The following is a 19825-nucleotide window of genomic DNA, read 5'->3' as shown; positions in this document are numbered from 1 at the left end:
CGGCAACCCCGGCGAAGGGAGGGGGCGGTCACTCATGCCTACGGCGACGGCGATTCCGGCGAAGCGCGCCCTCGCGGCGGCGGTCGTACGGCGGGCGGTCAAGCAGGCGAGCACGGCTCCGGAGAGATCCGGGTGAGGCGCGCGCGCTCGGCGGCGATCGCCTCCTCCGGGACGTCCTCCCAGAGCGTGGTCCGCTCGTCGTCCCACACGCCGGCGACGCGGCCGCCGCGCAGGACGACCGGGGAGATCCAGCCACCGCTGCGGCTCACGGCGGCGCGGTGTGCGGCGGGGATGATCTCGGTGGCGCCCGTGCCCGCGCCCAGGACGTACGCGTCGAAGGCGCCGAGGAGCCGGACGGCCGTGCTCGGCGGGGTCGCGGCCAGCTCGGCGACGTGCTCGGCGAGCATGACGCGCCGCTCGCCCTCGACGTCGACCTCGGTGACCTCGACCGACTCGGCGAACCAGCTCTTGAGGAGGGCCTTGCGGGTAACGCCCCGGCTCAGCCACGCCTTGTCGAACAGCTCCGGCGTGGTGGGGCCGTGGGCGCCCAGGAACGCCCGGAGCACGGTGGCCACCGGGTCGGGCGTCTCCGGCAGCCAGGCGGCGCTGACGAAGGTGACCCGGTTGCCCTGCGGCGGGCCGAAGCACAGGACCTTCCACCACGCCAGGGGCTTGAGGAGGGTGCCCCAGCCGGATCCGAGCACCTCGGCGAGGTGGCCGGAGCCCGTACGGTCGACGATCTCGGCGGTGAGCTCCTCGCGGGTGAGGGCCGCGCCGCCGGACAGCGCCTCGGTCGCGGCCGCCGCGATGGCCTCCAGGTCGGCGGGGGTGGCGCCGAACGTCTTCTGCCAGCTCGCGCGCTCCCAGTTGCGGTGGGCGCCGGACACGGTGAGGTAGGCGGCGGCCTCGTCGGCGGGCAGGAGGTGCAGGGTGCCGCGCATGGCCCAGGTCTTGACCAGTCTGCGGTCGGCGAGGGCCTCCGTCACCGCGCCGGGGCGGGGCGCGGCCTGCCGTACGGCGATCGCCAGCTCGGCCGCCGAGGCCACCTGCGCCTGCACGCCGGCGAGCCGCCGCGCCACCTCGACCGGGTCGCCGCCGTCGGCCGGCTCGAGGAACTGCCGCCGCAGCCGCCAGGCCAGCACCTGCCCCCACGTCACCTTCTCCACGAAGGGCACCCTAGAGGGCCGAGCCGACAGTCAGCGGCGGCCGATCGGCTCGGTGCGGCCCGTCCGAAGTCCTCACCGGTGTTCAGCGGCGCGGGCCGACGGTCAACGGCGGCGGTCCAACTCGGAGCGGGCGGCGCCGGGCCGCCTCTCCGACGGTCAGTAGCGGGCCGGCTCGGAGCGGGTGGCGCCGGGCCGCCTCTCCGACGGTCAGTAGCGGGCCGGCTCGGAGCGGGTGGCGCCGGGCGTCGCCGACGGTCAGTGGCGGCGGGCCGCCTCGGAGCGGACGGCCCCAGAACTCCTCACCTACAGCCAGTGGCAGCGGCCGGATCGGAGCGGGCGGCGCCGGGCCTCCTCTCCGACGTCAGTGTTCGGCGGCGTTCCGGAAGTCGAACGCGGTGCCCGCCAGGTCGTCGGCAGCGGCCTTCGTGGCCAGGAGCATCCCGACGGTGGAGCCGTCGACCCAGACGCACATCGACGAGAAGGAGAAGCCGGCGTCTCCGGTACCGCAGCGCAGGACACCGCCGAAGCGCCCGGCTTCGAAGTCACGTTGGCTCGAGAAGTGGCCCTCGCCGCGAAAGAGCCCATCGGCCTCGTGAGAGGCCGAATGGGATCGCAGCTCTCGGCCCATCTCCGGATCGGCGTCCGTGGTGAACCCAATGAAGATCAACCGTTGGTCGGGCTTCTGGTTCTTGTCGTACACGGCGATGGCCGCCGCGTCGGCGCGCGCTGCCTCGCCGGTGTTCTTCGCCGCCGCGGCCCGCATACTCGCGATGACGCGGTCCGCGACGTTTCCGGTCAGGCGGTTGTACTGATCGATCGAGTCCGGGACCGTGATCGTGTGCGACGGTCCGGCGTTCTTCCAGCCCCGCATCACCGAGCCGGCGGTAGCGAGCGCCGTGAACACGAGGATGCCCACCCCCACGTACCGCCCGATTTTCCGGACGGTGCCGCGCTCTTCCGGAATCGGGGAAAGCGGCTCGGCCGGGGCCTGCCGGGTGGACCCGGCGAGCGGAGCCGACCAGTACCGCGTCGGCCGTCGCTCGCCATCGCCCATCTCACCTTGTCTCACGTCGGAAGCCGGTACGGGCGGTACAGGCGGTGCGGGTTCGTCGTGTGGGGCGGTCACGCAAAGATGGACGCGGTATTCCCGGAACGCGTTTACGCCGCCGACGGCCGGCTCGGTCTCGGCGGAGCGTCATATGGCTGCGCAGCCTGCCGGCCCTCCCATGATCCGAACTCCGATCAGGCCCTAGGAAATCGCCCCCATGTCGACGATCAGGTAGTCATCTCCGTTCTTGACGAAGCCGAGCCGGTTCGCGGGGTTCTGCGACCCGGGACCGAACCCGTCGTCGTTGACAGCATCGACCCCCAGGTCGCCCATCCGGCCCGTCTCCAGGTCGTACAGGGCGGTTTTGCCGTAGGCGTGCGGGCCGGGCTTGAGCGAGAGCGACGGGTTGATGAGGACGAATCTGTCGAGCATGGGCACCTGCTCGACCACGCCCGCCAACCCGTTCGGGATCGCGTGCCGCCCACCGCCGTCGCGGCGCTGTACCTCACTGGCGCCCGCGGGCCCATCCCCGGTGCACCAGGTCACGCCGCACTCCCACCCGTCGTGATCGGTGAGGTCGGCCGATCGTTTCTGGCCGGTCCGCGCGTTGAGCAGGTGCTCGAAGGTGACCGCGTGGTCGCTCACGGGACCCTCCAGGCTGTACGGCCCGCCGATCCACGGCCAGTCGAGGATGTGCGTGCCGGCACTGCCCGGCACCGCCTGCGGCGTGCCGCCGGTGAGCGGCGCCCGGTAGACCCCGCCGGTGCCCTCCACCGACCACACCGCGTCGTTCCCGTCGATGACCAGGCGGGTCAACTGCGTGTTCTTGCCCGGCAGATCGGCCACTCGGTGCGCCGCGCGCCCGTCGGCCGGCGCCGCCCAGATCTCGGCCTCGGCGTTGTCCCCCGCCCAAGCCGCTCGCATCCGCGCGAGCGACTCCTGCAGCAGATCCGCCGCGTCGTGCGGATCGCCCGTCAGCACGTACGCATACCGCATCAGCGCGTCCGCTCGGGAGCTGACGAACTCTTCGAAGCTCGGTACTTCATTCAAGGCACCCTCCTCGCACCGAGGACGCGAACGGCACGGGAACTGTTGCACGCTCTCAACGGGCCCGGCCGCCACTACCGCGATGGCCGGGCACGATAGGAGGCGAGGCGATCCCGCCGGAGATCTCCGGCGACCACGGGCCGCCGCCGAAACGCATCGTCGGCGCCCCACTCTCGACGCCGTCTACCAGGTCGTCGCCGAGGACGGCCGCAGAGGGACGGACCGACACTCAGCGGGCCCGGGCGTCAGCGGCGGCGGGCCAGTTCGCGGTGTAGGCGGACCGGACGTCGTCGGTCGTCAGGGGGGTCAGGTCGGCGGTGGTGACGTCGGCGCTGCCGCCGGTCATGGGGCGATGCCGCGACGGAGGAGTTCGAGGCACCGCTCAGCTTGATCGCTGCCGCTGCTGGCCACAGCGATGCCATTGGCCAGTGTGAGCAGGTCGGAGACATTGAGATCGGCATCGACGGCACCACGGCTTTGGGCGTGTGTCAGCAACGTGGATGCGGTCGTGTGCATCGCCTTGTGCCAGCGATCGAACAGTGCCGAGCGCTGCCCACCCTGATCGTTGGGGATGGCCAGCGCCAACTCTCGTTTCGCGGCTACGTGCGCGATGAAGGCTTGCAGCCAGTCGAAGAGCGCGTCAGCAGGCGATTCATCTTTGAGCAGGGCCTCGCCCTGGGTGCAGAGCGCGGTCACCTCGTTGGCGTAAACGGCGATGATCAGCTCTCGGCGCGTCGGGAAATGTCGGTACATCGTGGCGTTGCCGATCCCGGCCCGGCGGGCGATGTCGTCGAGAGGTACGTCGACACCACGCTCGCTGAAGATCTCCCTGGCGGTGGCCAGCAGTCGCTCGTAGTTGCGCTGTGCGTCGGCCCGGCGGGGTCGCTGCGGCGGTCCTAGGTCTGGCGCGGGGCCGGCACCGGCCGATGACATGGTCCTCCTTGCTAATCGGGGACATCCCCGATTAAAGTACCGGAGCAGATTAATTGGGGAGTTCCCCGGTTATGCTCGTGCTCGATTCGGCCGCGATGCGGCACCAGTTGGGCGTCGGCGAAGACGCTTGAGGTATGGGCCCCCTTGCCGACGGTCAGTGGCGGCGGGCCAGTTCGGTGTAGGCGGACCGGACGTCCTCGGTCGTCAGGGTGGTCAGGTCGGCGGTGGTGACGTCCGCGCCGAGTTCGGCGACGCGCAGGTCCCGGAAGCCGCAGGCCTTCTCGTACACCGAGCGTACGAAGCGGCCGTTGCCGAGCTCGCCGATCTGGCCGAGGCCGCAGACGCGCTGGAAGATGCCCGCGAGGTCGTCCAGGGCGCCCTCCTCCCAGGTGTCACCGCCCTTCACGGCCAGCGCGAGGGCGATCTCCAGCAGCTCGTCGGGGCCGTAGGAGGGGAACGCGACGCGTTCGGAGAAACGGGACGCCAGGCCCGGGTTGGAGCGCAGGAACCGGTCCATGTCCTCGTCGTAGCCCGCGAGGATGATCACGAGGCGCTCACGGTCGTCCTCGGCGCGTTTCAGCAGGGTCTGCACGGCCTCGGCGCCGAACGCGTCGCCGCCGGCGTACCCGGGGTTGACGAGGGAGTAGGCCTCGTCGATGAACAGCACCCCGCCGAGCGCCGAGTCGATCACCTTGTTGGTCTTGATCGCCGTCGATCCGAGGTGTTCGCCGACGAGGTCGGCGCGCTGGGTCTCGACGACCTCGGGCCGGGCCAGCAGGCCGAGCGCGGCGAAGACGCGGCCGAGCACGCGCGCGACGGTCGTCTTGCCGGTGCCGGGTGGGCCGGCGAAGACGAAGTGCCGCATCGGCGGGTGGGTGCGCAGGCCCTGCTCCTCGCGCAGCTGCGCGACCTGCAGCTGCGCGGCGATCGCGCGGACCTGCTGTTTCACCGGCTCCAGGCCGATCATCGCGTCCAGGTCGGCGAGCGCCTCTTCGATGGTCGGGGTCTCGGCGTAGCCGCGGTAGCGCTCGGTGAGCTCCGCGAAGGCGATCTCGACGTCGACGGCGTCGATCGTGACGAGCTCGTCCGGTGTGGGCTCGGCTCGGGCGTGGACGATCCGGACGTCGCGGGCGCGGGCCGCGGACTCGACCAGGGAGCGCACGAAGCGGCCGTTGCCCAGCTCGTCGATGATGCCGCGCCGCGAGACCTCCTCGAACTTCAGCCGCAGGCACGGCCCGGCGTCGAGGCCGAGGCGGTCGCCGCGCAGCCCGGTGTGGTAGTCGGCGATCCTCAGCAGCTCGGCGGGCTGGTACGCGGGGAACTTCACGCGCGTCCCGAACCGCGAGGCCAGGCCCGGGTTGGACGCGAGGAAGCCCTCCATCTCCTCCTCGTAGCCGGCCAGGATGATCACGAGGTTGTCGCGGTCGTCCTCGGCGCGTTTGAGGAGCGTCTGGACGGCCTCGCTGCCGAAGCGGTCGGGCTGGCCGTCGCCGGTGTTGACCAGGGAGTACGCCTCGTCGACGAACAGGACGCCGCCGAGGGAGCGGTCCACGACCTCGTTGGTCTTGATCGCGGTGGCACCGAGGTACTCCCCCACCAGGTCGGCGCGCTGCACCTCGACGACCTGCGGGGTCGGCAGCAGCCCGAAGGCGTAGAAGATCCGCGCGACGGCCCGGGCGACCGTCGTCTTGCCGGTGCCGGACGGCCCGACGAACACGAAGTGCCGCATCGGCTTCTCGGTGGGGAAGCCCGCCGCGGCGCGCATCCGGGCCGCCTCGATCGAAGCGGCGATCGAACGGACCTGCCGCTTCACCGGCTCCAGGCCGATCATGGCCTCCAGCTCGGCGAACGCCTCGTCGACCGAGATCTCCGGGACGTCGTCGGCCGCGCGGGCCTGGGCGGGCGGGGCGTACTCGTCCTCCTCGGCGTAGTCCTCCTGGGCCCAGCCGGTGTCGTACGCCTCGGCGGGGACGATGCGGCGCACCTGCCACCAGCGGTACGCGAGGACGGCCAGCGCCGCGGCCCACGCGGGCGCGGCGTTCAGCCGGGGCAGCGGGTTGGCGAGCGCGGCGGCCACGATCCCGGCCAGGCCGAGGGACAGGGCCGCGGTACGCCACGGCGCGTACGCGTGGACGCGGTGCGCGAGGAAGGCGACCGGCAGCGCCAGCGCCCCGAGGAAGACGGCCTCGTGCCCGCCGGCCGGGTAGAGGCGGCTGAGTGGGATCACGGCCGCCAGCCAGCAGGCGACGACGAAGGCGGTGGCCATGCCGCTCGGCGAGCGCAGGGTGAAGTCGATGACGAGCAGCAGCGTGGCCGTGAAGACGACGGTGGTGAGCAAGGGCAGGTTCGCGACGATCGCGACGGCCGCCGATCCCACCACCAACAGCAGAAACGTCAGTCTCCGCAAACCCGGCTGAATCCTGAAATACCGCCAGCGGGCACGTTCGAACAGATCACGCGCCACCGGAGGGCGCGATCGGGATCTGCCGAACGGTCGCATCGCTCTCCCTCATGCCTGAGCACGTGTATAGCGCAGCTTGGGCACCGAATGGCAGATCCCATTGCGTGGCGCGTCCCTATCAAGACCGTTATCGGACAGTGGCAACGCCTCTGACACGCCCTCCCCGGCCGACGCCGACCGGCCGGCCGGGCGGCAGATCCCGGCCGGACGCCGATGGCTCCTCACTATCCCTTCGCCACCTGATCGGCGAGCTTCTTGTCCTTCGCCACGCGGACGAGAGCGGCCGCCAGCTGCGCAAGGTCGCGCTCCTTGACCAGGTCGGCCAGGCGCTTGGGATCGGTCGGCAGGCCGACGCGCTCGGCCCCCTTCACCGTCAGGTCGTCGAGGTACGGGCGCAGCCACGGCCATACGGCCTGCGCCTCACGGCAGAAGATGTCCGACCCCACCGGGCCGATGCCGGGGAACTCCTCCAGCAGTTCCTTCGCGTGGCCGATGTCGCGCTCGGCCTTGAGCGGCAGCTTCCGCAGGTCACCGTCGTACTCCTCGAGGACCTGCTCGGCCATGTCCCCGAGACGGCTGGAGGTGCTCTCGTCGTACCGGACGTAGTGTGCGCGGTCGAGCGCGTCGACGCGCTGCTGCCAGGTGAGCTTCGCCAGGCCGCGCGGCGTCCCTCCGCCCGCCTCGAACAGCTCCCGCGCCGCGGCGACCGCGATGTCCGCGCCGATCCGGGTGCTCAGCAGGTTGGCGAGGACCAGGAGCTTGAACAGCGCGGCCGGCGTGTCCTTCAGCTCAATCCCGGCCTCTTCGGCGAAGGTTCGCCCGGCCTCCGACAGCAACGCCTTGACCGTCTTGTCCATGACGCCACCTCCAAGTAGGTCAGGTCTCTACCCCATAACCGACGTTCTTAGTACGGGCACGCGTTCCGAGTAGCGGGCCAGCAGTTCCGCATTGCGTTCATCTCCCCCAGGGACGTTGGCACTCACCCACAGCGGCAATTCGGCACGATCGGACATGCAGGCGAGGAGGAGATTCCACAGGTAAACGGAGGACAGCGACGACAGCGCCGCCGTACGCGGGGCGTCGGGGGGATGGGACACGTCACCGGGCGGCGCCAGGGTGTCGAGCACCAGGTCCGCGACCTCGCCGAGCTTCACGCCCGCCCGCGCCGGGGCGATCTCCATCGACGGGCCGGACGCCACCGCGATGACCGGCAGGCCGTACGACTTCGCCGCCATCGCCAGCTCGACCGGGTAGGGGTTCGCGCCGCTGTTGGAGAAGATCATCACCAGGTCGCCCCGCCGGGGCGCCGCGGCCTCCAGGACGGGAGCGGCCATGCCGGAACGGCGTTCGGCCTGCGTGGCGGGCCAGGCCCCGTGCAGCGGGGAGATCTCCGGCCGGTACAGCGGGTACACGCACGCCAGTCCGCCGGCGCGGAAGAACCCCTCGAGGACCATCCCCAGCGAATGGCCCGACCCGCCGAGGTAGAGCAGGCCGCCGCCTGTGACCGTGTCGAGGATCAGGCCGCAGGCACGATTCAGGGCCTCGGCGTTGTGCCGCTCGACACGGTCGAGGTGGGCTCGCATCCAGTTCACACGAACGGGTCTATCAGCTTTCCGGCCCGCCGCTCCAGATGTTGATCACGATCTCACGGGTCGGCCTGAAGATCGGTCAGGGAAGGTGGAGGGTGCCGTTGATCGTCCCGGCGTCCGAGCGACCCGCCTGGACGCGGAAGCAGGTGCCCTTCTTCACGCTCTTGTCGAATTTGAAGTAGTGGTTGTAGGCGTTGAGTTGCCGCCAGCCGGTCAGCGCGCTCTTCTTCCCGCAGGTGACGAGCCGTACGCCGACGGCGTGATTGCGGTGCTTGTAGGTCAGATCGACCTGGACCTTCCCCGCACGACGCGTGATGAACTTCGCCGAGGCGTACTTGGTGTCCTTGCTCTCCGTCTTCTCCCAGAAAAGCGTCTGGATCTCGTATTCGCAGTAGCTGTTCTTGCAGGCGGCTTTGGCGGCGGAGGCCGGGGCCGCGGTGAGACCGGCGGCGGCGACGCCCAACACGGCGACGAGGGCGATTCGGCGATACATGGTGACCTCTTGATTCTTACGAGGGAATCGCGCGGCGATGAGCCTGCGCGGCATCGAGCGGGTCGACTATGGCGAGGGCGGCACGGGCCACGGAAGGGTCTGCAGACCTAACCGGCACCGGCTGCTTGGGACTCTCGGCTCAAAGCGGCTGAGCGGCGATCTGCGGTCACGGAACCGACGCCGTACGTTCCACGACATTTGTCCCACCGGACACCGGGACGGATGCATCTGCACGTCCCGCAGCCCCCGCCTTAGAGTGTGGGTCCGCGGGCGGACGAGGCCCGCGCGACGAGGCGAGACGACGGGGCGGGGCGGGCGCGTGAACAGGCGGATGAAGGCCGGAGCGGCCGGGGAGTCCCCCGCGCCGGACTCCTCCGACACGACCACCGGGCCCCGGACGACGATCGCCGACCAGGTCGACGACGCTCCCGGCCCGTTCGGGATGTACCCCTGGCTCCTGATCGGCTACAGCGCGTTCGCCGAGGTGGTGAGCGGCCGCGCCCGGCCCGTCTGGGCGTCCGGGCCGCTCCTGGCGATCTACGCCGGCCTGCTGGTCACGGCCATCTGGTACGGCTTCCGCCGGGGCCAGGGCGACCGGCTCGCGGTCACGCTCCTCGCGGCGGCCGGGGTGGACGCGTTCGTCCTGGTCGGCTGGTTCGCACACGGGATGAGCGCGCTGATGCCGACGCTGGCCCTGGGCTGCGGGGTGGTGATCCCGTGGGGCCGTCGCCCCTGGGCGGCCATGATCATCACGCCGCTGTCCGTCGTCGCGGGACTGCTGGCCTGGGTCCGGGGCGCGTCGGCGGGCGACGCCCTCGGCACCTGGTACGGCACCCTCATCTCCGGCTTCGTCATCGCCATGTTCCTGCGCCTGTTCGGCGCGATCCGGGAACTGCGGGAGGCCCGCGAGGAGCTGGCCAGGACGGCGGTCTCCGAGGAGCGCCTGCGCTTCGCCCGCGACCTGCACGACCTGCTGGGGCACACTCTGTCGGTGATGGTGGTCAAGGCACAGGCGGCCCGCAAGCTCGCCGCGCGCGACGCGGAGCTGACCGCGAGGCAGGCCGCCGACATCGAGGAGATCGGCCGCGACGCGCTCCGGCAGGTGCGCCTCGCCGTGTCCGGGTACCGCGGCCGCGGGCTCGCCGCCGAGATCGACGGCGCACGTACGGCCCTCCGGGACGCCGGCATCACGGCGACGGTCCGGCAGGAGGGCACCCCGCTGCCGGAGGAGGCCGACGCCCTGCTCGGCTGGGCCGTACGCGAGGGCGTGACCAACGTCATCCGGCACAGTGGCGCGGAGACCTGCGAGATCGCGGTGGTCCGGCAGGACGGCGCCGCCGTCCTGTCCGTCCGGGACGACGGGCGCGGAGCTCCGGCGCCGTCCGGCACGTCCCAGGGCAACGGCCTGCGCGGACTCGTCGAGCGGATCAGCGGTTCGGAGGGCCGGCTCGAGGCCGGGCCGGCCGACGGGGGCGGCTACCGGCTCACCATCACGCTGCCTTTGAAGGAGAGTATTTCTTGATCAAGGTGCTGCTCGCGGAGGACCAGGGCATGATGCGCGGCGCGCTGGCCCTCCTCCTGAACCTGGAGGACGACTTCGAGGTCGTCGGCCAGGTCTCCGCCGGCGATCAGATCGTCCCCACGGCGCTCGAGCTGCGGCCCGACGTCGCCGTCCTCGACATCGAGATGCCGGGGCGCAGCGGCCTCGACGCCGCCGCCGACCTGCACGCCGAGCTGCCGAACTGCAAGATCCTCATCGTCACGACGTTCGGCCGGCCGGGCTACCTGCGGCGCGCGATGGAGGCGGGCGCGAGCGGCTTCCTCGTCAAGGACGGACCGGTCGAGGACCTGTCGGCGGCGATCCGCCGGGTCCTCGCGGGCGAACGCGTGGTCGACCCCGAGCTGGCCACCGCCGCGCTGAGCGCGGGCCCCAGCCCGCTGACCGCACGCGAGTGCGACGTGCTGTCCGCCGCCGCGGACGGGTCCACCATCGCCGACATCGCCGGGCGTCTCCACCTGTCCGAGAGCACCGTCCGCAACTACCTGTCCGCGGCGATCGGCAAGACCGGCGCCCGCAACCGCATCGAGGCCGTACGGGCCGCCCGCCACAACGGCTGGCTGTGACGCACGATCAGATGAGGGAGAGCTGGCCCTCGATGTCCGGGCGGTGCTTCTTGAGGTGCCGCCACTGCGGCAGATCGTCGAGGTAGGACCAGGACAGCCGGTGGTGCGGCGTCGGGCCGAGCCGGCGCAGCGCCTCCTGGTGGACCGGTGACGGGTAGCCGGCGTTGGCGGCGAAGCCGTACTCCTCGTACCCGAGTTCGGCCATCAGCGTGTCGCGGTACACCTTGGCCAGGACGGACGCGGCCGCCACGGTCACCGACCGCAGGTCGGCCTTGATCTCGGTGCGCACCGGCCACGTACGGCCCCCGCCGAGGTAGTCGTGCTTGCCGTCGAGGATGATCGCGTCGGGGCGGTCCGGCAGCGCCTCCAGGGCCCGTACGGCCGCGCGCCGCAGCGCCTCCGTCATCCCGACCTCGTCGATCTCCTCGGGGCTCGCCGCGCCGAAGGCGTACGCGGACACCCAGCCCCGTAGCTCCCCGGCGATCCGCTCACGGCGGCGGGCGGTGAGCATCTTCGAGTCGGTCAGCCCGGCGGGCGGCGTGCCCAGGTCGGTGACGGCCGCGCACACGACGACCGGCCCGGCCCACGCGCCCCGGCCGACCTCGTCGACCCCGGCGACGCGCGCGGCCCCGGCCGCGATCAGCCGCTGTTCGATGTCGTAGTCCGGACCCGTCGCCCCGGGCGTCTCCCCTTCGGCCTCCTGCGGCCCCTCCATGAGCATGCCCTCGTCCTGACGCATGCGGGCCATCATGGCAGCCGCGCGGCCGCGAGCGCGTCAATAGTCGCGCCAGCCCTCATCCTCGTACCGCACCAGCACCGGGTCCATCAGCGTGTTGACCTTCACGTCGTCGCGGCGGAGGTCCTTGGCGAAGTTGCCGGCGGCCTGCAACGTCGCGTCGTCGAGGAACCGCAGCGACGGCACCTCCGGGGAGAGCGCCAGGCGAGGCGGCGGCCCCGGGGCGGCGAGCACGAACCCCCAGTCGCCGAAGCTCGGCACGTCCACGTGGTACGGGCGGATCCCGAAACCGGAGGCCTGGATGGTCTTGGCGATGCACCAGAACGACTTGGCGGCGAAGAACGGCGAGGTCGACTGCACGACCACCCGGCCTCCGGGCGCCAGCGTGCGCCGGACCATTCCGTAGAACTCCTCCGAGTACAGCTTGGCGGTGGAGACGGCGTCCGGGTCGGGCATGTCGACGATGACCGCGTCGAACTTCTCGGTGTTGTGGCGCAGCCAGGAGAAGGCGTCGGAGGTGACCGCACGGACCCGCGGGTCCGCGAACGAATGGCGGTTGAGCTCGCTCAGGTAGCCGTCGGTCCTGGCCAACTTGAGCATCGCCGGGTCGAGCTCGACCAGGGTGGCCGACCGGACGTCGCGGTACCGCAGCACCTCGCGCAGGGCGAGGCCGTCGCCGCCGCCCAGGATCAGCACCCGGCCGTGCGGCCCGGCCATCAGCGGGTGCACGAGCGACTCGTGGTAGCGGTACTCGTCCACGGAGGAGAACTGCAGGTCGCCGTTAAGGAACAGCCGCAGGTCGGGCCGGCCCGACAGCGCCACCTTTCGCGTCAGCACGATCTCCTGGTACGGCGTCCGCTCCGACACGACGATCGGGTCCCGATACAACGCCTGCCGCGCGGTCACCTCGAACCGGTCGGCGAGAGCGTAGGTGACCCCGAGGACGGTGAGGACCACGGCCATCGCGCCGCACAGCAGCACCCGCGCCAGGCGCCCCACCTCCCGGCGGAACAGCCACAGCACCACGGCCGTGCCCGCCACCACGTTGACCGCCCCGACCAGCAGCGCCCCCTTGATCTGCCCGAACACCGGCAGCAGCACGAACGGGAACGCCAGCCCGCCGACCAGCGCGCCGACGTAGTCGGCGGCGGACAGCTCGGCGACCGCGCTGCCGGCGTCCTGCCGCCGGATCCGCTGCAGCAGGGTCATCAGCAGCGGGATCTCCGCCCCGATGAGCGCGCCGAGCGCGAACGCCACCGCGATCAGCGCGGGGACGTAGAGGTCGAGCCAGGCGAACGCCGCGTACAGCCCGAGCACCGACAGCCCGCCCAGCAGCGCCAGCAGGCCCTCGACCACGGCGAACGCCTCGACGGCCCACCGCCGCAGCGGCTTGGTGGCCAGCGCGCCGACGCCCATGGCGAAGACCATGTCCGACAGGACGATGGACGCCTGGGTGACCGAGTCGCCCATGAGGTAGCTGCCCAGCGCGACCAGGGCCAGCTCGTACACCAGCCCGCAGGCGGCGCAGACGAACACCGCCGCGAACACCAGGGCCCGGGCGACCCGTACGGGCATCAGGACACCGCGCCGCAGATCACGCCCGCGACGGCCAGGTCCGCGGCGGCGACCACCCAGCCGGCCGGATGGATGCTGGTCTCGTCCACGAGGATCGCGCCGAGCCGGCCCGGGGTGACCATGTCCAGCAGGTAGAACGCGAGCACCGTCAGCAGCACGCCGAGCACGCCGAAGATCACCGTGTCGGCCAGGCCGGTGCCGAGGCTGTCGTCGCTGGTGGCGATGGCGACGGTCACGATCGCGCCGATCCCGAGCAGCCGGACCGACAGCAGCAGCGCGGCGCCGCGGTTGCGGTCCTCCCAGATCTGGCGGGACAGCCGTCCCGGCGTGGTCATCTCCACGGCCAGGTAGCTCAGCGCCATCAGCCCGATCCCGATCAGGCCGTAGGCCACGGTGGCGCCGATCTCGCGCAGGATGTCATGCATCAGGTGCTCCTCACTTGCCCGATCCCGAGCCGCCGCCGCGGAAGGACGCCCCGCCGCGCCGGTTCCAGCCGCTGCTCCCCGGACGCTGCCAGTGCCCGCCGACGTGGGAGGCGTAGCGGCTGTAACCGGCCGACGGGCCGTCGACGGTGATGTCGGACCCGGTGCCGCTCGGCAGCACCCCGACCACCCACTTGCTGTACTGCAGGTACGTGCCGGCGCTGTCGGTGACCCGGTCGAGCGGGCGGAACTTGCGGGTGACCTCGGCGGCGACCAGGGACGGTGGCTTCGGCGAGTGGTACCGGTGGTAGCCGACCGTGCGGTACCGCTTGGCGATCCACTTCTGCGGGTTGGTGGAGAAGTGGGCGACCGCGACGAAGGTCGCGATGATGGCGACCACCACACCCCCGGCGATCCCGGCGTACTTGTAGTTCATCGCCTGCTCACCAGCCTCATCGCGTGCTCACCAGCCGGCTGCGCGTCAACACGACCTCCTTGGTCTGCGGGTAGGCGTGCCAGGTCCGCCATGCGACACCGTCCGGCTCCTGCTCCACCGCGAGCGCGGTGACGGCGTACGGGGAGCCGGGAAAGGTGCCCGTCAGGGCGTCGTCGCGGCCGGACAGGCGAGCACGCAGCTCCTCCACGGCCCCCGCGAACGCCGGGTCGCCGTCATGGACCGTGACCTCGGCGGCGAACTCGTACGACCAGGACGACAGCGCCCGGCGCACGCGGCCGGGCAGCGAACCGCGGCCCGTCAGGCACGCCACCGTCTCGCTGACCGGCCCGGCCAGCACCTGGTGGGAGGCGCCGAGCAGCCGGAGCTCGACCCGCAGGCCCCCGCGCTCCACGGGGAGGACGGCGAGGGCCTCCTGCGGCGCCAGGCCCAGCGCGAACGACAGCATGTGCGCCCCGGTGTCGGCGTACGGGACGTCGAGGTCGGCGAGCATCGCTCAGCCGCCCGGGTAGATCGTGAGGGCGCCGGCGGGCACCGACTCGCCGGTGCTCATCTCCCAGGCGCCGCCGTCCCAGCGTTCGAAGGACAGGTACCTACCGCGAGGGCCTTCGAAGTCGACGTACTCGACGCGGCCGGAGGCGCCGAGGCCGGTCGTGCCCTCGGTGGTGTAGGCCGCCGTGCCGTGCTCGTCGCGGCGGTACTCCACGCCGTCCAGCGTGAGGGTCCGCCCGTCGGGCCGCAGCCCCGCGTCGCGCCCGGTCCACCAGACGACCTCCAGGTCCGGGTCCTCCTCGACCGAGAGCCAGACCTTGACGCCGTCGGCGCCATCGCCGTCCAGGAGATGCTCGCTCCAGGTGAAGCCGCCCTCGCGCAGCCGGATCGACCCGCGCACGAAGTACCGTCCGCCCAGATAGTCGATCATGTCGCCGGCCTTCAGTGACCGGGGGTCGCCACCGGCCTGATCCTCCTGGCCGAACGGATCACGCGGCACCGGAGCCGGCGCCGACCGCGCGTCACCGCCGCGCCGGCCCACCACAATGATCAACACCACGATCACGGCGATCAGCGCGAGCAAGATCAACGCCAGGAGAACGAGGACCGCCGCATTCATGACGAAACCTTCCCACAGGTAACAGCGGTCACATCATTTTGAAACCGGCCACACGCTGTCAAACTGCAGCAGGACGGCGGAACGTACGCCTTCGCCGTAACTCACGATCAAGCAACGGGCCGGAGAACCCGGTGGACGACGAATCCGCTCTGGAAGGATCATCGCGGGATGAAAACCTCGCCCGAGGACATGAACGCGTTCTGGACGGACGAGCGCGAGGAGAGGGCCGCCGCGCCACGCGGCCGACCCGTGTACGACGTCGTCGCGCTGCTCGCCCGCTGTGGCGTCGGCGTGGTGTTCCTGGCCCACGGCTGGCAGAAGATCCAGGTCGGCGTGAACGCGACCGGCCACAACTTCGACGCGATGGGCGTGCCCGCGCCGACGGCGGCGGCCGTCTACTCGACCTTCGTCGAGCTGCTCGGGGGGACGGCTCTCATCCTCGGCGCCGCACTGCCGGTGGCGGGCACGCTGCTCTTCCTGGACATGGCGGGGGCCTTCGTGTTCGTCCACGCCGAGCACGGGGTCTTCCTCGTCGACAAGGGCACGCCCCGGAACGGCTTCGAGCTGGTCCTCGTGCTCGGACTGGCGTCCCTGCTGTTCGCGGCGGGCGGCGGCGGGCGGCTCACCCTGGACCACCGTCTGTTCGGCTGGGGCGGGCCCGGCCGCCCTCCCAGACGCCGCCGGTCACGCTCCGACGAGACCCCGGCGCCCTTGGCGCCCGGCGCCTCCGCAGAGCCGGCGGGCGGCCTGGACGCGTCTGGAGCCTCGACCTCCCCCGGCAGCCTGGACACCCCGGCCACTCGCGGCCGGCGAGGCAGCCGCCGGAAATCGGCCACCTCGCCCTCCCCCGGCGCGCCGGACACGGCCGGCCCAGAGGCGCCAGACCCCTCCGGCGCCCCCCAGCAGCCTGACGCTGGCACGCCGGCCGGACAACCGAAGCGCGGCACGTTGGGCACGTCCCGCGACGTACGCGTCGCCGGGCCCAATCCGGAACAGGAGCCACCGGCCGAGGGCACGCCTCCGAAGGGCACGTCCCGAGCGAGGCCGCGCAAGGGCCCGTCCGCGAAGGGCTCCTGACCCGGCCGTCGTGTTCTGCGGCGTTCATTGAGGCGAGGGATCTTCTCGCCTCAATGAACGGCGCGGAGTGTCGCGTCAGCGGCCTCGGAGCGCGCGGTAGCGCTCGACCAGGGCGGCCGTCGAGCCGTCCAGGTCCGACGTGTCCGCCGTGGCGGCGGTCAGCTGGGGCTCCAGTCGCTTGGCGAGCGCCTTGCCGAGCTCCACGCCCCACTGGTCGTAGGAGTTGATGTCCCAGATCGCGCCCTGGACGAACACCTTCTGCTCGTACAGCGCGATCAGCTGACCCAGCACCGACGGCGTCAGCGAATCGGCCAGGATCGTCGTCGTCGGACGGTTGCCGGGGAAGGTGCGGTGCGGCACCTGCGCGGCGGGGATCCCCTCCGCGGCGACCTCCTCGGCCGTCTTGCCGAAGGCCAGCGCCTGACCCTGCGCGAACAGGTTCGCGATCAGCAGGTCGTGCTGGTCGGCGAGCTCTCCGAGCTCCTCCACCGGCCGGGCGAACCCGATGAGGTCGGCCGGCACGAGCTTCGTGCCCTGGTGCAGCAGCTGGTAGTAGGCGTGCTGGCCGTTCGTGCCCGGTGTGCCCCACACGATCGGGCCGGTCTCCCAGCTCACCGGCTCGCCCTCGCGGGTCACCGACTTGCCGTTGGACTCCATGTCGAGCTGCTGCAGGTAGTCGGTGAACCGGGACAGATAGTGGCTGTACGGCAGCACCGCGTGGGTCTGCGCGTCGTGGAAGTCGTCGTACCAGATGCCGAGCAGGCCCAGCAGGAGCGGCACGTTGCGCTCCGGCGGCGCCGTACGGAAGTGCTCGTCGATCAGGTGGAAGCCGTCGAGGAACTCACGGAACCGCTCCGGCCCGATGGCGATCATCAGGGACAGGCCGATGGCCGAGTCGACGGAGTACCGGCCGCCCACCCAGTCCCAGAACTCGAACATGTTGGCCGTGTCGATACCGAACTTGGCGACCTGCTCGGCGTTGGTGGACACCGCCACGAAGTGGTGCGCCACAGCCGACTCATCGCCCAGCTCCGACAGCAGCCACCGGCGCGCCGACGTGGCGTTCGTGATCGTCTCGACCGTCGTGAAGGTCTTGGAGGACACGATGAAGAGCGTCTCGGCCGGGTCGAGGTCGCGGATGTTCTCGTGCAGGTCGGCGCCGTCGACGTTCGAGACGAAGCGGGCCTGGATCGACCGGTCGGTGAACGGCTTCAGGGCCTCGTACGCCATCTTCGGGCCGAGGTCGGAGCCGCCGATGCCGATGTTGACGACCGTGCGGATCGGCTTGCCGGTGAACCCCTTCCACTCCCCCGACCGGACCCGCTCGGCGAAGGCGGCCATCTTGTCCAGCACCGCGTGCACGGCCGGGACGACGTTCTCCCCGTCCACCTCGATGCGCGTGTCCCGCGGGGAGCGCAGCGCGAGGTGCAGCACCGCGCGGCCCTCGGTCACGTTGATCTTCTCACCGCGGAACATCGCGTCGCGCAGCTCGGCGACCCCGCGCGCCTCCGCTAGCGCGTGCAGCAGGCGGAGCGTCTCGTCGGTGATCAGATGCCGTGAGTAGTCGATATAGAGGTCGCCGACCTCAAGTGCGTATCGGCGGCCTCGGTCGGGGTCGGACGCGAACAGCTCGCGCAGTGGCGGCTCGCCGAGCTCCCGGTGATGCTGCCGCAGCGCCCGCCACTGTTCCGTCTGATCCACCCGAACACGGTCGGACATCATTGCCTCCCCTTCATCGGATCCAGCCGAGCACTCTTGAGCGGGTGCCCTCTCCACGACCATCCAACCAGGGCCCGCGTCTCACGGACCGTTCCTAAAAGCTGAGCATGAGTTGCGGGTGCTCAGCCGGGCGCTCCGAACGGTGTTGGGCGTCCTGGTTCCCCGCGTTCGCTCCGCGTCCGGGCGGCACGGATCGTGTCCGTGGTCTGGGGGCGCGGGGGCTGGGTTCCTCACGCCGTGGGGCACCTGGTGCGGCCTGGACGGTCCGATGCCCCTGCTCATCGCTCTGGTGAGCAGGGGGCGGTGTCGTCCGTCGCCGGATCGGGTGTCCCAGGGCGCGTCGTCCGATCGCCACCGCTGCCGCCTGATGGCCGGTGACGGGGCGTCGCTTGGTGGTGAGTGGGCGTTTCCAGTGTTGGGCGCCCCATTTGGAGGTGTAGGCGGGGTCGACGGCGATGATGGTGATGCCGAGTTCGGTCGCCATCGCCACCAGCCTGTTGCGCAGCCTGGCCACGGGCATGCCGGAGATCAGGTTGCGGAACCGTTTGCGGCGGCCGTGTTTCTCCCGGCTCGTCTCCGCTTGGAAGTCCAGGTCTTCGATCGCGATGGCCAGGCCATGTCGTTTAGCCCAGTGCAGCAGGCCGATGAGGGCGTGCCGGACCTGGGCGTCGCGGTGGCTGGCGGTGCCGGTCAGGTCGTACTCGAATCGTCGCGGATCACCGACGGGGTTGCCGTACTCGTCGAGTCTCCAGGCGGCCAGGTGGTCGGCGTTGGTGTCCACGCCGATCAGAGCCCCGGCCCGGGCGGTTTCCAGGGGGACGGTCTTGGCCGGTGGGATGGTCCAGGAGGCGGTCAGGTACCAGCGCCCGCGCTGAACGTCCTCGCAGATGCGGTAGGCCACCGCCCGGTTGGCGCTCACCCGGTCACGCCACTGGTCGCCCCGATGCGGGAACGACACCTTCGCGGCCAGGACGTACCGGCCGTGCCCGGCGTTGGCCAGGTGCGCCAACGGGCACCGGGAGCTTGATGGAGACCTCGCCCTCGGGCGTGACGCGGATCGTCTCATTCCCATACCGCTTGCCCGACTCGCCGTCAGCGGCCAGGAACCGGCGCCCGGCCTGCCACTTTTCACGCCATTCAGCCTTGGTGAGCTCGGCGGCGTCCAGGTTGTGCCGGGTGCGCAAAAGCTTCTTGCCACCCCGCACGATACGAACGCGCCCGGCCTGGTGGTCGGCCCGCTGATGCTCGAGCCGATCCTGGAGCAGGTGCAGCCGCCGGGTCTTGGCGAACCACTCCTGCGCACTGCGGTAGCCGCCGGGCGCTTTCTTCGTGCCCTTTTCCCCGACCGGCAGGGACAGGCGGTGCGTGATCATGGCCACCGCTGCTTCGAGGTCGCGGATGTGGGCGAGTTGGCTGCGACGTGCCAGCGCCCACTGGTCATGTGTGGCCTTGGTGATCGAACCCGCCCACCGCGAGGAGGCGTCGACGGTTATTGCCCGCTTACGGTCCGCCCACTGGCCGGTGTCGTGATCCAGCCCAGCCGCACACCGCGCTTTCAGATCTCCGGAGGCCAGCGATCCAAGGTGGTCACCCACGAGCCGCAGCACCTTCTCGTCCTGTGGCGTCAGACCCTTGAGCCGGTCACGTATCGCCACGCCCGTCGGCCCCAGCGCAACGAACGGCGCGGCGAAACCACGGGCAGGGCCACCGGCTGGGGACGGAGCGGGACGCGAGGCTGAACGCACGTTCGAACGTTAGCGGCACCCTGACCGCAACGTCAACTCAGGGTAATCATTTGAATCCAATGCGTTAGTAGAAGTGTTTTCATCGCATGCGGCCGATGCCAGCGGGATGCCCTCCCGGGCCGACA

20 protein-coding genes are annotated in these 19825 nt (G+C 71.2%); 3 read left to right on the top strand and 17 right to left on the bottom strand.

Annotation, left to right across the window (positions count from 1 at the left end; all coding sequences use genetic code 11):
• Positions 1-98: 98 nt before the first annotated feature.
• The 8 genes from ABEA24_RS21965 to ABEA24_RS21930 all read right to left on the bottom strand — a co-directional run bounded on the left by ABEA24_RS21965 (position 99) and on the right by ABEA24_RS21930 (position 8737).
• Positions 99-1166 carry a winged helix DNA-binding domain-containing protein gene (locus ABEA24_RS21965; RefSeq protein ID WP_345432850.1) on the bottom strand — a complete coding sequence of 356 codons (1068 nt, stop codon included), beginning with the start codon at positions 1164-1166 and terminating at the stop codon, positions 99-101.
• Positions 1167-1527: 361 nt separating this feature from the next.
• Complete coding sequence (locus tag ABEA24_RS21960) at positions 1528-2220, bottom strand: hypothetical protein (protein WP_345432849.1); 693 nt, start codon at positions 2218-2220, stop codon at positions 1528-1530.
• A gap of 195 nt (positions 2221-2415) precedes the next feature.
• Complete coding sequence (locus ABEA24_RS21955) at positions 2416-3264, bottom strand: SigE family RNA polymerase sigma factor (RefSeq protein ID WP_345432848.1); 849 nt, start codon at positions 3262-3264, stop codon at positions 2416-2418.
• A gap of 339 nt (positions 3265-3603) precedes the next feature.
• Complete coding sequence (locus tag ABEA24_RS21950; protein ID WP_345432847.1) at positions 3604-4194, bottom strand: TetR/AcrR family transcriptional regulator; 591 nt, start codon at positions 4192-4194, stop codon at positions 3604-3606.
• 154 nt (positions 4195-4348) lie between these two features.
• Entirely contained in the window at positions 4349-6694 is a 2346-nt protein-coding gene (locus ABEA24_RS21945) for an AAA family ATPase (RefSeq protein WP_345432846.1), read from the bottom strand.
• Positions 6695-6879: 185 nt separating this feature from the next.
• Positions 6880-7512, bottom strand: coding sequence for an HhH-GDP family DNA glycosylase (locus ABEA24_RS21940; RefSeq protein ID WP_345432845.1), 633 nt, complete (start codon positions 7510-7512; stop codon positions 6880-6882).
• Between the two features lie 27 nt (positions 7513-7539).
• On the bottom strand, positions 7540-8238 hold the full coding sequence (locus ABEA24_RS21935) for a sugar isomerase domain-containing protein (protein ID WP_345433323.1): 699 nt from the start codon (positions 8236-8238) through the stop codon (positions 7540-7542).
• Positions 8239-8323: 85 nt separating this feature from the next.
• On the bottom strand, positions 8324-8737 hold the full coding sequence (locus ABEA24_RS21930; RefSeq protein ID WP_345432844.1) for a hypothetical protein: 414 nt from the start codon (positions 8735-8737) through the stop codon (positions 8324-8326).
• Between the two features lie 319 nt (positions 8738-9056).
• Between ABEA24_RS21930 and ABEA24_RS21925 the strand changes: the two genes are divergently transcribed.
• Both ABEA24_RS21925 and ABEA24_RS21920 read left to right on the top strand, forming a co-directional pair.
• Positions 9057-10259, top strand: coding sequence for a sensor histidine kinase (locus ABEA24_RS21925; RefSeq protein ID WP_345432843.1), 1203 nt, complete (start codon positions 9057-9059; stop codon positions 10257-10259).
• Positions 10256-10861, top strand: coding sequence for a response regulator (locus ABEA24_RS21920; protein ID WP_345432842.1), 606 nt, complete (start codon positions 10256-10258; stop codon positions 10859-10861). Before ABEA24_RS21925 ends, ABEA24_RS21920 begins: the two co-directional genes overlap by 4 nt.
• Before the next feature lie 7 nt (positions 10862-10868).
• Here the strand turns inward: ABEA24_RS21920 and ABEA24_RS21915 are convergent, their stop codons facing one another.
• From ABEA24_RS21915 to ABEA24_RS21890, 6 genes are read right to left on the bottom strand one after another with little or no spacing between them, the layout of a single operon-like run.
• Entirely contained in the window at positions 10869-11576 is a 708-nt protein-coding gene (locus ABEA24_RS21915) for a ribonuclease HII (protein ID WP_345433322.1), read from the bottom strand.
• Positions 11577-11636: 60 nt separating this feature from the next.
• Positions 11637-13172, bottom strand: a complete 1536-nt coding sequence (locus tag ABEA24_RS21910; RefSeq protein ID WP_345432841.1) for a polyamine aminopropyltransferase — start codon at positions 13170-13172, stop codon at positions 11637-11639.
• A complete protein-coding gene (locus ABEA24_RS21905; protein WP_345432840.1) occupies positions 13172-13597 on the bottom strand; it encodes a DUF350 domain-containing protein in 426 nt (141 codons plus the stop codon). Before ABEA24_RS21905 ends, ABEA24_RS21910 begins: the two co-directional genes overlap by 1 nt.
• Positions 13598-13607: 10 nt before the next feature.
• Positions 13608-14030, bottom strand: coding sequence for a DUF4247 domain-containing protein (locus ABEA24_RS21900; protein WP_345432839.1), 423 nt, complete (start codon positions 14028-14030; stop codon positions 13608-13610).
• 16 nt (positions 14031-14046) lie between these two features.
• Complete coding sequence (locus ABEA24_RS21895) at positions 14047-14541, bottom strand: DUF2617 family protein (RefSeq protein WP_345432838.1); 495 nt, start codon at positions 14539-14541, stop codon at positions 14047-14049.
• A 3-nt stretch (positions 14542-14544) separates the two neighbouring features.
• Positions 14545-15159, bottom strand: coding sequence for a DUF4178 domain-containing protein (locus tag ABEA24_RS21890; RefSeq protein ID WP_345432837.1), 615 nt, complete (start codon positions 15157-15159; stop codon positions 14545-14547).
• Positions 15160-15327: 168 nt separating this feature from the next.
• On the opposite strand from ABEA24_RS21890, the gene ABEA24_RS21885 reads away from it, so the two are divergent.
• Positions 15328-16236 (top strand): DoxX family protein, encoded by a 909-nt coding sequence (locus ABEA24_RS21885; RefSeq protein WP_345432836.1) that lies wholly within the window; start codon positions 15328-15330, stop codon positions 16234-16236.
• Positions 16237-16311: 75 nt separating this feature from the next.
• Here the strand turns inward: ABEA24_RS21885 and pgi are convergent, their stop codons facing one another.
• The 3 genes from pgi to ABEA24_RS21870 form a co-directional block, all read right to left on the bottom strand.
• Entirely contained in the window at positions 16312-17958 is a 1647-nt protein-coding gene (gene pgi, locus ABEA24_RS21880) for a glucose-6-phosphate isomerase (RefSeq protein WP_345432835.1), read from the bottom strand.
• Between the two features lie 91 nt (positions 17959-18049).
• On the bottom strand, positions 18050-18964 hold the full coding sequence (locus ABEA24_RS21875; RefSeq protein WP_345432834.1) for an IS200/IS605 family accessory protein TnpB-related protein: 915 nt from the start codon (positions 18962-18964) through the stop codon (positions 18050-18052).
• Entirely contained in the window at positions 18879-19610 is a 732-nt protein-coding gene (locus ABEA24_RS21870; RefSeq protein WP_345432832.1) for a hypothetical protein, read from the bottom strand. The genes ABEA24_RS21875 and ABEA24_RS21870 overlap by 86 nt, the downstream gene beginning before the upstream one ends.
• Between the last annotated feature and the right edge of the window lie 215 nt (positions 19611-19825).

It is taken from the genome of Actinoallomurus vinaceus (assembly GCF_039542055.1).
Classification (GTDB): domain Bacteria; phylum Actinomycetota; class Actinomycetes; order Streptosporangiales; family Streptosporangiaceae; genus Actinoallomurus; species Actinoallomurus vinaceus.
This window is presented reverse-complemented; position numbering and strand designations above follow the sequence as displayed.

Coding starts and splice junctions, on each gene's coding strand:
- ABEA24_RS21960 (WP_345432849.1), bottom strand. CDS start 2,220: ATGGGCGATGGCGAGCGACGGCCGACGCGGTACTGGTCGGCTCCGCTC.
- ABEA24_RS21950 (WP_345432847.1), bottom strand. CDS start 4,194: ATGTCATCGGCCGGTGCCGGCCCCGCGCCAGACCTAGGACCGCCGCAG.
- ABEA24_RS21945 (WP_345432846.1), bottom strand. CDS start 6,694: ATGCGACCGTTCGGCAGATCCCGATCGCGCCCTCCGGTGGCGCGTGAT.
- ABEA24_RS21940 (WP_345432845.1), bottom strand. CDS start 7,512: ATGGACAAGACGGTCAAGGCGTTGCTGTCGGAGGCCGGGCGAACCTTC.
- ABEA24_RS21935 (WP_345433323.1), bottom strand. CDS start 8,238: ATGCGAGCCCACCTCGACCGTGTCGAGCGGCACAACGCCGAGGCCCTG.
- ABEA24_RS21930 (WP_345432844.1), bottom strand. CDS start 8,737: ATGTATCGCCGAATCGCCCTCGTCGCCGTGTTGGGCGTCGCCGCCGCC.
- ABEA24_RS21915 (WP_345433322.1), bottom strand. CDS start 11,576: ATGGAGGGGCCGCAGGAGGCCGAAGGGGAGACGCCCGGGGCGACGGGT.
- ABEA24_RS21910 (WP_345432841.1), bottom strand. CDS start 13,172: ATGCCCGTACGGGTCGCCCGGGCCCTGGTGTTCGCGGCGGTGTTCGTC.
- ABEA24_RS21905 (WP_345432840.1), bottom strand. CDS start 13,597: ATGCATGACATCCTGCGCGAGATCGGCGCCACCGTGGCCTACGGCCTG.
- ABEA24_RS21900 (WP_345432839.1), bottom strand. CDS start 14,030: ATGAACTACAAGTACGCCGGGATCGCCGGGGGTGTGGTGGTCGCCATC.
- ABEA24_RS21895 (WP_345432838.1), bottom strand. CDS start 14,541: ATGCTCGCCGACCTCGACGTCCCGTACGCCGACACCGGGGCGCACATG.
- ABEA24_RS21890 (WP_345432837.1), bottom strand. CDS start 15,159: ATGAATGCGGCGGTCCTCGTTCTCCTGGCGTTGATCTTGCTCGCGCTG.
- ABEA24_RS21885 (WP_345432836.1), top strand. CDS start 15,328: ATGAAAACCTCGCCCGAGGACATGAACGCGTTCTGGACGGACGAGCGC.
- pgi (WP_345432835.1), bottom strand. CDS start 17,958: ATGATGTCCGACCGTGTTCGGGTGGATCAGACGGAACAGTGGCGGGCG.